Origin of the sequence: uncultured Amnibacterium sp. (genome assembly GCF_964250715.1) — a bacterium.
Classification (GTDB): Bacteria; Actinomycetota; Actinomycetes; order Actinomycetales; family Microbacteriaceae; genus Amnibacterium.
Window position 1 is genome coordinate 15,015 of sequence record NZ_CAXUGX010000012.1, and the last position, 12,099, is coordinate 27,113.

A 12,099-nucleotide genomic window follows, 5' to 3' on the forward strand; every position below is an offset into this window, starting at 1 on the left:
CGAAGCGATACGCGGTATCGCGTGTACCCCTCGCCTTGGGGGTCGATCCGCGTGGCGACGTCCGCATAGGCTGCAGATACTTCCGTTGGGGGACGGATGCCCGGCTCAGACCTCAGTGTCTTCCGGGGACTGCTCCACATCGAGAGGGTTGCAGCGCGATCTCCGCGTTGCCGGCCGACGATCTCACTCGTCGCCGTGTGGCAAGGGCATGGGGGTGCCCGAGGCCGCTGCAACCCTCTCCGTGGGGTTCGTCAGCGTCGGCCCGACGAGTGAACCACCGTCGGTAGCCTTCCGCTATGACCACCTCATCCCTCGGTTGGGGAATCCTCGGGACCGGCCTGATCGCCACCCTGTTCACCGCCGATCTGCAGGCCGTGGGCCTCCGAGTCGCCGCGGTCGGCAGCCGCACGGTCGATCGAGCTCAGGCGTTCGCGGCCGAGCACGAAATCCCGGCTGCGCACGGATCGTGGCAGGAACTGGTGGACGACCCGTCGGTCGACGTCGTCTATGTCGCAACGCCGCATCCCGCCCACGTCGCGGCGGCGCTGATGGCGCTCGAGGCCGGCAAGCACGTGCTCGTCGAGAAGGCGTTCACGATGACGGCCGTCGAGGCCGAGGCGATCGTGCGGCTGGCCGAGGAGCGCGGCCTGGTCGCACTCGAGGCGATGTGGACCCGCTTTCTGCCGCACATGCTCGAGATCCACGCGGCGATCGAAGCCGGTGAGATCGGCGACCCGCAGGTGCTCATCGCGGAGCACTGCCAGGCCCTGCCCACCGATCCCGCGCACCGGTTGAACGCCCCCGAGCTGGGCGGCGGCGCCCTGCTCGACCTCGGCGTCTACCCGATCTCATTCGCCGTCGACCTGTTCGGGCCTCCGGAGCAGATCGATGCGCGGGCCGTCTTCACCGAGACCGGCGTCGACGGGCGGGTGTCCGGCACGCTCGTGCACGCCGGAGGCCGCCACTCGCTCTTCACGGCGGCGCTGAACATCCCCGGCGTGAACGGCGCGACGATCCTCGGCACCGGGGGCTCCATCGTGATCGACCCCACCTGGTACACCGCCACGGGCTACACCGTGCGCGACCGCGATCAACAGGTGGTGCGGCGGTCGCAGCCGGCCGTCTCCGGGCGCGGCATGCAATTCCAGGCCTTCGAGCTGGAGCGGCTGGTGCGGGAGGGCCGGATCGCCGGCGACCGCATGCCCCCTGCGCAGTCGGTGCAGATCATGGCGGTGCTCGACGCGATCCGCGACACGATCGGCCTGCGCTACCCCGGCGAAGGCGGACCCACCGGACGGTGAGCCGCGGTCGTCGCCGCGCGCCTGCCTATACTGTGCGCGTGCGCGCCAGGAACACCGTGCTCGCCGCGGCGGGTGCCCTCGTCGTGCTGGCGGGCGTCGGGCTCGGCGCCGGGTACGCCCTCGGCGCTCCGCTCTCGGCGACCCCGGCACGGGTCTCGGCGTCACTGTCGTCGCCGTCCTCGGCATCGTCACCGTCGTCGCCGGGCGCGTCCCGCAGCACCCGACCGCTCGTGGCGGCGCCCCGCGTGACTCCGTCGCGGCCGGTGCCGAAGCAGACCGTGGCCGCCTCGCTCCTCCGCACCTGCTCGATCGCCTCGGCCGCGAAGGACCCCCGGCTGTTCCACTTCGAGGGCTCGGTCGTGAACGCCAAGACGGGGGAGACGCTCTTCGACCGCCACGGTTCGACCGGATCGCGGACCGCGAGCGTGCTGAAAGTGCTGACGAGCGCCGCCGCCCTGCACGTGCTCGGCCCCGACTACCGACTCACCACCAGGGTCGTTCGGGGCAGCAAGCCCGGCCAGGTCGTGCTGATCGGCGGCGGCGACGTCACGCTGTCGCGCACGCCGGCCGGCACGAAGACGGCCTACGCCGGCGCCCCGCACCTGGCGACCCTCGCCGCGCGCGTCAAGGCCGCCTGGGCGAGCGACCCGACGACCCGCGGCACGCGCATCACCCAGGTCGTGCTCGACTCCTCTTACTTCGGGGGCCCCGTCTGGCAGCCCTCTTGGGACGACGTCGAGCGGCGGATGGGCACCACTCCGCGCATCACCGCCCTCATGGTGGACGGCGACCGGGCGAACCCCGCCGCCGAGACGTCACCACGCGGCCTCGACCCCATCGGCCGAGCCGGTACCGCGTTCGCGAACCTGGTGGGCTCCGGAGTGGCCACCACGCGCGGCACCGCGCCGGCGGGCGCACAGGTGCTCGGCTCGGTGCACTCGCAGCCGGTGTCCACGCTGGTCAAGCAGGCGCTGCTCGTCTCGGACAACACGATCGCAGAGGCGCTGGCCCGCGTCACGGCGATCAGATCCGGCGACGGCAACACGTTCGCCGCGGAGCAGGCCGGCACCGTCGGCGCCCTCGCGGCCTACGGCATCGACACGACCGGGATGAAGATCAAGGACGGGTCGGGCCTCAGCCCCGACAACCGCGTGAAGCCGGCCTCCCTGTCGGCGCTGTTCATCCAGGTGCTGCACCGGGCCCACGGCTTGGGCGCGATCTACGACGGCCTGCCCGTCGCCGGGCGCACCGGCACGCTCGCCTACCCCGACCGGTTCACCGGCGCCGCGGCCCGCGCCCGCGGCCAGGTGCGGGCGAAGACCGGCTGGATCGACACCGGGTACATGCTGTCCGGGCTGATCCATTCCCGCGACGGCACCTGGCTGACCTTCGCCTTCATGGCGGTCGGACCCGTGCATCCGTCGACCAAGACCGCCCTCGACGCGCTGACCGCCGACGCCTGGGACTGCGGCGCGAACCTCTCCAACCGGTGACGGCCGCACTGCTGCCGCATGCGCCGTGCCGCCCGCGCCACGACGCCTCACCCGGCGACGCGACCCGCGTACCCTGATCCGGTGAGTTCGGCCCTGCTGATCGTCGATGTGCAGAACGACTTCACCGAGGGCGGCGCGCTCGGGGTGGACGGCGGGGCGGCCGTCGCGGCGGGGATCACCGAACTGCTGCACGCCCGCGCGGCCGACTACGACCTGGTCGTCGCCTCCCGCGACTGGCACGACGCGGACGACGACAACGGCGGCCACTTCGCCACCACCGAGCCCCCGGACTTCGTCACCACCTGGCCGATGCACTGCGTCGCGGGGAGCGACGGAGCCGCCTACCACCCGGCGCTCGACACGGCTCCCATCCACGTGCACATCCGCAAGGGGCAGGGCCGGCCCGCCTACTCCGCGTTCGACGGCACCACCGACGACGGCGAGGTGCTGGCCGACCTGCTGCGCGATCGCGGCGTCACCACCCTGGATGTCGTCGGCATCGCCACCGACTACTGCGTGCGTGCCTCCGCGCTCGACGCGCTGGGAGCCGGAGTCGCCGTGCGCGTACTCACCGACCTGGTGGCGGGCGTGGCTGCGGCCAGCAGCGACGCCGCCCTCGCCGAGCTGCGCGTCGCGGGCGCCGAGCTCGTGGCGTAGCGCCAGCGCGGCGAGCGCGCCTACCCTCCAGCCATGGGACCGATGTCCAGGCGCGCGCCTGCACCGGTGTCCCCGATCTGTACGGATCCGACGCAGACCCCGACGCACACCCCGGTGCGCACCCGATCGGTGCGCCGTGTAGCCGCCGCACCTCCCGTCTCGACAGCAGGTTCAGGTCCCGTCGGCAGGTCGCTGGTCGGCCACGGACCTGCTGTCGAGACCCTGTCCTGCTGTCGTGCTTTGAGTCGCCGGTCGGGGGCGGCGACCTAGGATCGGCGGGCAGGGATCGGCGAGTGGGGTGACGGCGCACGCCGTCGACGGCTGTATCCGGGTGTCCACGACGGAGAGGAACGGCTCATGTCGGCTGCGGACGAGGCTCGAGTGCTGGCAGCGGTCCCGGACGGCCTGCTGATCGGCGGGGAGTGGCGTCCGGCGGGCGGCGGTGCCCGCTTCGACGTGTTCGATCCGGCGACCGGGACGCGCCTCGCCTCCGTCGCCGACGGGACGCCCGACGACGGGATCGAGGCGCTCGACGCGGCCGCCGCCGCGCAAGACGACTGGGCCGCGACCCCGCCCCGCGTGCGGTCCGAGCTGCTGCGCGCGACCTGGGAGTTGGTGCAGCAGCGCAAGGACGACCTGGCGCTGCTGATGACGTTGGAGATGGGCAAGCCGCTGGCGGAGTCCGCGGGCGAGGTCACCTACGGCGGCGAGTTCCTGCGCTGGTTCGCAGAGGAGGCCGTGCGTATCACCGGCCGGTACGGGACGAACCCCGAGAACACGGGCCGCACGATCGTCTCGCAGCACCCGGTCGGGCCCTGCTACTTCATCACCCCCTGGAACTTCCCGCTCGCGATGGCGACGCGCAAGATCGCTCCGGCGCTCGCCGCCGGCTGCACCGTCGTCATCAAGCCGGCGGAGCTCACTCCGTTGACGACTATGTACGTAGGGGAGCTGTTCCGGCAGGCCGGACTACCGGCGGGGGTGCTGAACATCGTCCCGAGCACGGCGGCCGGCCCGCTCAGCGAGCGGATCATGGACGACCCGCGGCTGCGCAAGATCAGCTTCACCGGCTCCACGCCGGTCGGCGTCAGGCTGATGCAGCAGGCCGCGAAGCGGGTGCTGCGCACCTCCATGGAGCTGGGCGGCAACGCGCCCTTCGTCGTCTTCGACGACGCCGACCTGGACGCGGCCGTGGCGGGCGCGCTGCTGGCCAAGTTCCGCAACATCGGCGAGGCATGCACGGCCGCGAACCGGTTCCTGGTGCATGAGGCGGTCGCCGACGAGTTCGCGAACCGCCTCACCGAGCAGGTCGCGGCCATGCGGGTGGGTCGGGGAACGGATCCGGAGGTGCGGATCGGTCCGTTGATCAACGAGCAGGCGGTCGGCAAGGCGGACACCCTGGTGCGGGATGCGGTGCAGCGCGGCGCGACGGTCCGCCTGGGCGGCGGTCCGGTGACGGGCTCCGGCACCTTCTATGCGCCCACCGTGCTCGACCGCGTCGACGCCGGCAGCGACATCCTGCAAACCGAGATCTTCGGACCGGTCGTCGCGATCACCCGGTTCGCCGACGAGGCGGAGGCGGTGCGCCTGGCGAACGACACCGAGTTCGGCCTGGTCTCGTACGTCTTCACCCGCGACCTGGCGCGCGGCCAGCGGATGATCGAGGGCCTACGGACGGGGATGATGGGCCTGAACGTCGGCGTCATCTCCAACGCCGCCGCGCCGTTCGGCGGCGTCAAGCAGTCGGGCCTGGGCCGCGAGGGCGGGTTCGAGGGCATCCACGAGTACCTCGACGTCAAGTACACGATGACGCCGAATCCGTTCGCCTGAGCCGTATCTGCTCGCCTGAAAGAGTGGCGGCCGTCGCGGTGCGCGGCCGGCTGATGCTCGTGAAGGGCGGTCAGGCGGCGTGCGCCTCGACGATCGCTCGGTGCAGGTCCAGCAGCGGCGCGGTCCGTGTCGCGGGACCGCGCCCGAACCCGCACTCGGTGCCGACACCGAAGCGGTCGAGCACGGTCGCGGCCGCCGCGATACGCCGCTCCGCCCCCTCCACGCCGTCCTCGTGGTGCACGAGCCCCAGATCGATCTCCGTTCCCACGGGCACGGTGACGGAGGCGAGCGGCGCGAAGTAGGCGGCGTCGTCTCGCTCGATCGGCACGGGCAGATGCACCCAGTCGATGTGACGGGGCGCGGTCGCGAACAGTCCGCCCAACACCTGGGCGATCGTGCCGGTATCGGTGGGTTGCACGAAGTGCGCCTCCTCCACGTCGCCGTAGCAGAGGTGGAAGCCGACCTGTACGTCGGCGGGCACGTGCCCCGCCTGCCGGCCGGCGCGCTCGACGACGCCGCCCAGCACGTCGTCCCACCAGGCCTGCATCGGGTTTCCGCGCAGGCGCACCTGCTCCAGGAACGCGAACTCCAGGGCGGTGTCCCACTGCACGGCCAGGTCGTCGTGCGGGACGGCTGCGACGATGCGATCGAGTTCGCCGAACAGGGCGCGCTCGTAGGCCGGCTCCACCGCGGCGCGATCACCGGAGGCGATGAAGACGCCGACGACGGCGGCCGGCGTGGGCAGCGACACCTGGAACCGAACGCCGACCGGCACGCGCCCCGCGTCCCTGAGCGCCGAAAAGTGGGCGTAGGAGTCGATGGCGGCGGTCGCGTAGCCCAGGTCCGGAAACTGCAACTCGTCCGCGGGCACGGTTCCATCGAGCGCGAACGGGCGCTGGTCGAACCGCCCCCGGACGAACACGGGGGTGTCGCCGACTCGCGTCAGACCGCGCGTGTGGTCCAACCGGAAGCTCTGGAACTGCAGCCAGTAGTACCGCTCGCCCACCTCGCCATCGGGGATGCGCCGCACATACGGCGCGAGGTGATCGGCGACGGTCCCGATCACCGTCGCCGCATCCGGCAGGTTGATGCTGCCGACCAGGTGCGCATTCGTGACGACGACGCGGCTCGCGGCCGTGCTGGGGGAGGTGCTGGTACTCATCCCGCCATTCTCCGCCGGACGGTCGGTCGGTCCGTCCGCCCGTTGATCCGCCGGTCCGTCCGCCGGTCCCTCCGCTCCTCCGAGCGGCGCAGTCAGACGAGCAGCTGCGACGCGGCCAGCTCGCGGTACAGGGGGGAGGAGTCGACCAGCTGCTCGTGGGTGCCGCTCGCGACGACCCGCCCCGCGTCGATCACCACGATCTGGTCGGCGTCGACGACCGTGGAGAGTCGGTGGGCGATCACGACGACCGATCGCCCGATCGACGCGGTGGCCAGGGAGTCGCGCAGCAGCTGCTCGTTGCGCCCGTCCAGGTTGGAGGTGGACTCATCCAGCAGCAGGATCGGCGCGTCGACCAGCAGCGCTCGAGCGATCGCCAGGCGCTGCCGCTCGCCGCCGGAGAGCAGCACCCCCTCCTCGCCGACCGCCGCGTCGAGCCCGCGGGCGTGCCGCAGCACCGTCTCGCGCAGGTTCACCGCGTCGAGCGCCCGCAGGCAGTCCTCCTCGGTCGCCAGCGGCGCCGCGAGCGTCAGGTTCTCGCGGATCGTGCCCGCGAGGGCGGGCGCATCCTGCTCCACATACCCGAACTGGGCGCGCAACACGGTGCGGGGCAGCCTGCGGATGTCGGTGCCGCCCAGGCGGATGACTCCGGAGTCGACGTCGTAGAACCGCTCCAGCAGCGACAGCATGGTGCTCTTGCCGGCGCCGGACGGGCCGACCAGCGCCGTGCGGGTACCGCGCGGCACAGCGAAGGCGACGTCGTGCAGCACGGGCACCTGCTGCCCGTCCTCGCCGGTGTAGCCGAAGGAGACCGAGTCGAACTCGATGGCGGGGGAGGCGTCGGCACGGCGCAGCGCCGTCGCGATGCTGCCGTCGGCGAGGTCGTCGTCGGTCTCGGTCGGCTGCTGCAGCACCTCGGTGATGCGGCCGAGCGCGCCCAGCGCGGAGGCGACCGAGCTGGCGGCACCGAACGCCTGGCCGAGCGGCATCACCATCAGGAACAGGAACAGCAGGAACGCCACCAGATTGGCGATGGTCAGGGCGCCGGAGGCGACCCGGAAGCCGCCGACGCCGATCACGACCAGGAACGCCAGGTTCAGCGTGATCCCCGCGATCGGCACGACCGGCGCGGACGCCCGCGCGACGCCCAGCCCGGCGACCCAGGCGCGCCGCGCGGTGCCGATGACCGACTCCGTTTCCCGCTCGGTGGCGCCGGAGGCGCGGATGGTGCGGACCGCGCCGATGGACCGCTCGATGTCGGCGGTCAGTTCGCCGACCGCGTCTTGCTGACGGCGACTGGCCGTGCGGATACGGCGGGAGAGCCCGCCGACCACGCCGATGGCCAGCGCGATGATGAGCACGGTGAGTCCGAGCAGTACCGGGTCGAGCAGCAGCATGCCGATCAGCGCACCGACGAACGTGAGCACGCCGCCGACGGCATCGACCAGCCCCTGCGTCAGCACCGCGTAGAGCAGCGTCGTGTCGGTGCCGACGCGCGAGACCAGGTCGCCGGTGCGGCGCCGATCGAACTCCGAAATCGGCAGGCGCAGCAGGTGGCGGATCAGGCGGGTGCGAGCGGTCAGCACCACCGACGTGCCGGTCCGTTGCAGCAGGTAGTGCTGCGCGCCCGACAGCAGGGCTCCGACGACCAGCAGCGCGGCGATCGCGGTCACCAGGTCGGTGAGCGACCGCCCCTTCTGCACCCGCTGCACCACCTGCTGCACCAGCAGCGGTTGCAGCAGCGACGTGACCGCGGTCAGCAGGCTGAGGACGACGACCACCGCCAGCACCCCGCGGTGCTCGGCGAGGTAGGGGAGCAGGTCCCGAATCCCGGCCCGGGGCCCCTCCTCATTGCGGCCGAACAGGCGGCGACGAGGGGTGGGAGCGGGAGCGGGCGCCGGAGAGGCGGATGGAGTGGATGCGGCCGAAGCGGCGGATGGAGCGGGAGCGGCGGAAGCTGCGGACGACGTGGACATGGCTCTCTATCGTCGCCCCTCCTTCTTCACGCGCCGGCGCCGACCCTCACATCCGCTTGGGCGTTCCGCGGATGCCCTGGTTGATGGGGTGTCGTTGCAGGCGGTGTCGGGGTAGTGGTGGCCCGCGCCAGCCTTTCGGTACCAGGTGTGGCTGCTTCGCGTGGAGGCGGATCTCGTGCCGACCGGTGTTGTGGATCAGGTGATGGTGGTGGCTGCAGAGCAGTACCCCGTTGTCGATGTCGGTGGGTCCCTGATCGCGGTGCCACCAGGCGATGTGGTGCGCGTCGGTCCACGCGACCGGTGCAGTGCAGCCCGGCCAGGCGCAGCCGCCGTCGCGTGCGGCGAGTGCTTTCTTCTGTGCAGGAGTGAAGAGTCTGTTCGAGAGCCCCAGGTAGAGGGGCTCGCCCTGCTCCCCGGTGACCAGGAGTCGTGTCCGTCCGTCGCACGCGATCCGCTCCACCGTCGGGACGGGAAGTCGGGCGAGGATCCCCTCCGGCCAGCCACCACCGGTGCGCTCTTCCAGGTCGTCCGCGGTGACGTGAACGACGACCTCGTGGATCGCCTTCGTCCCGACAGTCCCGTCGTGTTCGGCCTGCACGCCCGCCGTCACGATCGCCGCGAAGGTGTCGAAGTCGTACTGCGTCGTGGTGCGCTGGTCTCCGTCGGTCTCCCGCCACGTGGACTCCAGATCCTCGGCATCCTCGCCGCCTGCTGGCTGGTAGGTCATCTGCACCCCACGCCGGTGAGCCTGTAATGCTTCACGGAGGAGTGCAGCGACTTCCGGGGTCGCCCGGCCGGTGAAGGAGGTCAACCCGTCGACGCCGAGGCGTCCGAGCCGGAAGGCACGCTTCTGTCGTCGGGCTTCGTCGGCGGGTTCGGTGCCGTCGGGATCGAGGAACTCCGCCCACGTCGCGGTCTGCACATGCAGCAGGTCCGGGGTCAGGATCGTGGCGGCTTCGGTCAGTTGTGCTTCGGCGATCTCGAGGTTCTCGATCGAGGTCCGCTTCCGCACCGAGTTGAGGGTCTCCACCACCAGCCTTGCAGCCTCGACACCCACCTCACCGGCGTTCACCGCCGCGGTCATCACCGGGTACCGGCTGGGCAGCTCATCCCCCGTCAACCCGAGGCGGGGCAGCAGCGCGGTGCCGACTCCGACCCGGCGTTTGGCTTCCTTCGTCCCGATCCGCGCGACCGTAGAGACCAGGCCCGCGCCATCACGGGCGTCGTACTGCTCGGCGAGCCCGTTCGGGCTGAGCTGGACTCGGGACCGCCATTCGACTTCCGCGGCGGCACGGATACGGCGGGCGTCGACGACCCGACCGATCGCCTCCCACCCCTCCACCGCAGCAAGCACCTCCGCATCCGTCGCAGTCCGAGACAGCACGGGTGCAGCGAGCACCGCGGCGAACGCGCCGTCGAGCGCTTCGCGGGTGGTAGCTGCTGACTGCATACCTGCACTCAACCACCCACCACCGACACTCCCTCCAGGACGAAGAAGCACTCCGGACCAGCGAAACCCCATTTCACAGAGCGGCGCGTCGACTCCTCCACAAGACGCCGTCGCGGCGACTTCTCCACAGGCCCACACCCATCGCGCTGCGTCCACAGCTCCTACCGGGCCGGGAGACCCGTGGGCTCGCGCGGTGGGTGGACACCGCGCGAGCCCGCAGCTACCACGTGAAGCGGGGATGCGGGGGAGGAGCGGCGCCAGCGCAGGCGCGACTCACACGTAGTCGGCCAGCCGCGCCCGCAGGCGACGCAGATGCTGTCCCAACACCGGAGGCAGGCGGTCGCCGAACCGGGCGAAGAGGCGCTCGATCTCGTCGCACTCGCGCTGCCAGGCCGCCGGCTTGACCGTCAGCAGCTCGCGCACGACGCCATCGGCCAGGTTCAGGCCGTCCAGGTTCAGCTCGTGGCGGTACGGCAGCCGGCCCACGGGGGAGGGGACGGCGTTCACCTCGTCGTCGAGCCGGCCGCAGATCCATTCCAGGACGCGGATGTTCTCGCCGAATCCGGGCCACAGGAACGATCCGTCCTCGTCCTTGCGGAACCAGTTGACGCGGAACATCTTCGGCGCCCCGGCACCCAGGCGTTCGCCGACCTGCAGCCAGTGCGCCCAGTGGTCCGCCATGTTGTAGCCGCAGAACGGCAGCATCGCGAACGGGTCGTGGCGCAGCCGCCCCACGGGTCCTTCGGCTGCCGCGGTCTGCTCGCTGGAGATCGTGGCGCCCATGAACACGCCGCCCGCCCAGTCCTCCGCCTCGGCGACCAGCGGCACCGTCTTGGCCCGTCGCCCGCCGAAGACGATCGCGTCCACCGTCACGCCGTCGGGGTCGTCCCAGTCCTCGGCCAGCACCGGGCACTGCTCGATCGGCGCGGTGAAGCGGGCGTTCGGGTGAGCAGCGGGCCGTCCGCAGTCCGGCGTCCACGCCTTCCCCTGCCAGTCGGTCAGCTTCGCCGGGACCGCCTTCGTCATCCCCTCCCACCACACGTCGCCGTCTTCGCGCAGCGCGACGTTGGTGAAGATCGTGTTGCCCCACACGGCGTGCATCGCCGCCGGATTGGTCACCTCGCCGGTGCCGGGCGCGACGCCGAAGAAGCCCGTCTCGGGGTTGATCGCCCGCAGCCGGCCGTTCCCGTCCGGACGCAGCCAGGCGATGTCGTCGCCGAGCGTCTCCACCTGCCAGCCGGGCAGCGTCGGAGTGAGCATCGCGAAGTTGGTCTTGCCGCACGCGGAGGGGAACGCCGCCGCGATGTGGCGCTCGCGACCACGGGGGTCGGTCACGCGGATCAGCAGCATGTGCTCCGCCAGCCAGCCCTCCTGCCGGGCGACCACCGACGCGATCCGCAGCGCCATGCACTTCTTCGCGAGCAGCGCGTTGCCGCCATAGCCGCTGCCGTACGACCAGATCTCGCGCGTCTCGGGAAAGTGCGCGATCACCTTGGTCTGGTTCGACGGCCAGGGCACATCCGGGCGGGCGATGCCGTCTTCGTCGATCAGCGGCATGCCGACGGAGTGCAGGGCCGGGACCCACGGAGTGTCGGGGCCGATCGCCGCCAGCGCCTCATCGCCGGTGCGGGTCATGATGGCCGCCGAGGCGACCGCGTACCGGGAGTCGGTCAGCTGCACCCCCAGCATCGACAGTTCGCCGCCGGCCGGACCGAGTGAGAACGGCACCACGTACATCGTCCGGCCGCGCATGCTGCCGCGGAAGCGCTGCAGCAGCTCCTGGCGCATCTCGGTCGGCTCGCGCCAGTTATTCGTCGGGCCGGCATCGTCGGCGTCGGCCGAGCAGATGAAGGTGCGGTCCTCGGTGCGGGCGACGTCGTTCGGGTCGCTCCGCGCCAGGAAGCTGTTCGGCCGCCACTCCGGGTTCAGCCGGATCAGCGAGCCCTCGGCGACCATCCGCCGGGTGAGCGCGTTCCACTCGTCGTGCGTGCCGTGGTACCAGACGACCTCGTCCGGCTGTGTGATCCGCGCGGTCTCTGCGACCCACGCCTCCAGCTGCGTGCGGCCCGTGAACGACGGGCGCTCAGCCTGCAGGGCTGTGCCCGGTGTGTGGAGGGACGGTGCGATGCTGCCGGTACCCCCAGCGGTCAGGGTGGTCCGGGCGGTGATGGTCGCGCCGGTGGCGGCGGTAGCCGCGGGCGCTTCGTCGAGAATGGTCATGGCCCCAGTTCAG

General features: G+C 71.6%; 8 protein-coding genes. 4 read left to right on the forward strand and 4 right to left on the reverse strand.

Going from position 1 to position 12,099, the window contains the following annotated elements; all coding sequences use genetic code 11:
- Positions 1 to 296: 296 nt before the first annotated feature.
- From ACFE7H_RS11790 to ACFE7H_RS11805, 4 genes are all read left to right on the forward strand, one after another.
- Complete coding sequence (locus ACFE7H_RS11790) at positions 297 to 1,301, forward strand: Gfo/Idh/MocA family protein (RefSeq protein WP_375401431.1); 1,005 nt, start codon at positions 297 to 299, stop codon at positions 1,299 to 1,301.
- A 38-nt stretch (positions 1,302 to 1,339) separates the two neighbouring features.
- A complete protein-coding gene (locus tag ACFE7H_RS11795) occupies positions 1,340 to 2,794 on the forward strand; it encodes a D-alanyl-D-alanine carboxypeptidase/D-alanyl-D-alanine-endopeptidase (RefSeq protein WP_375401432.1) in 1,455 nt (484 codons plus the stop codon).
- An 81-nt stretch (positions 2,795 to 2,875) separates the two neighbouring features.
- Entirely contained in the window at positions 2,876 to 3,451 is a 576-nt protein-coding gene (locus ACFE7H_RS11800) for an isochorismatase family protein (RefSeq protein ID WP_375401433.1), read from the forward strand.
- Positions 3,452 to 3,808: 357 nt separating this feature from the next.
- Positions 3,809 to 5,281, forward strand: coding sequence for an NAD-dependent succinate-semialdehyde dehydrogenase (locus tag ACFE7H_RS11805; protein WP_375401434.1), 1,473 nt, complete (start codon positions 3,809 to 3,811; stop codon positions 5,279 to 5,281).
- 70 nt (positions 5,282 to 5,351) lie between these two features.
- On the opposite strand, the gene ACFE7H_RS11810 is transcribed toward ACFE7H_RS11805, so the two are convergent.
- The 4 genes from ACFE7H_RS11810 to ACFE7H_RS11825 form a co-directional block, all read right to left on the reverse strand.
- The gene (locus ACFE7H_RS11810) at positions 5,352 to 6,443 is read right to left on the reverse strand and encodes a hypothetical protein (RefSeq protein ID WP_375401435.1); all 1,092 of its coding nucleotides are present in this window, start codon (positions 6,441 to 6,443) and stop codon (positions 5,352 to 5,354) included.
- Positions 6,444 to 6,535: 92 nt separating this feature from the next.
- Positions 6,536 to 8,416: an ABC transporter ATP-binding protein gene (locus tag ACFE7H_RS11815; protein ID WP_375401436.1), complete on the reverse strand. Its 1,881-nt coding sequence runs from the start codon at positions 8,414 to 8,416 to the stop codon at positions 6,536 to 6,538.
- A 46-nt stretch (positions 8,417 to 8,462) separates the two neighbouring features.
- Positions 8,463 to 9,866, reverse strand: a complete 1,404-nt coding sequence (locus ACFE7H_RS11820; protein WP_375401437.1) for a DUF222 domain-containing protein — start codon at positions 9,864 to 9,866, stop codon at positions 8,463 to 8,465.
- A 273-nt stretch (positions 9,867 to 10,139) separates the two neighbouring features.
- Complete coding sequence (locus tag ACFE7H_RS11825) at positions 10,140 to 12,086, reverse strand: phosphoenolpyruvate carboxykinase (GTP) (protein WP_375401438.1); 1,947 nt, start codon at positions 12,084 to 12,086, stop codon at positions 10,140 to 10,142.
- Between the last annotated feature and the right edge of the window lie 13 nt (positions 12,087 to 12,099).

Excerpts from the sequence above, each read along its gene's own strand:
- ACFE7H_RS11805 (WP_375401434.1), top strand. The coding sequence starts at position 3,809 with ATGTCGGCTGCGGACGAGGCTCGAGTGCTGGCAGCGGTCCCGGACGGC.
- ACFE7H_RS11815 (WP_375401436.1), bottom strand. The coding sequence starts at position 8,416 with ATGTCCACGTCGTCCGCAGCTTCCGCCGCTCCCGCTCCATCCGCCGCT.
- ACFE7H_RS11810 (WP_375401435.1), bottom strand. The coding sequence starts at position 6,443 with ATGAGTACCAGCACCTCCCCCAGCACGGCCGCGAGCCGCGTCGTCGTC.
- ACFE7H_RS11790 (WP_375401431.1), top strand. The coding sequence starts at position 297 with ATGACCACCTCATCCCTCGGTTGGGGAATCCTCGGGACCGGCCTGATC.
- ACFE7H_RS11820 (WP_375401437.1), bottom strand. The coding sequence starts at position 9,866 with ATGCAGTCAGCAGCTACCACCCGCGAAGCGCTCGACGGCGCGTTCGCC.
- ACFE7H_RS11825 (WP_375401438.1), bottom strand. The coding sequence starts at position 12,086 with ATGACCATTCTCGACGAAGCGCCCGCGGCTACCGCCGCCACCGGCGCG.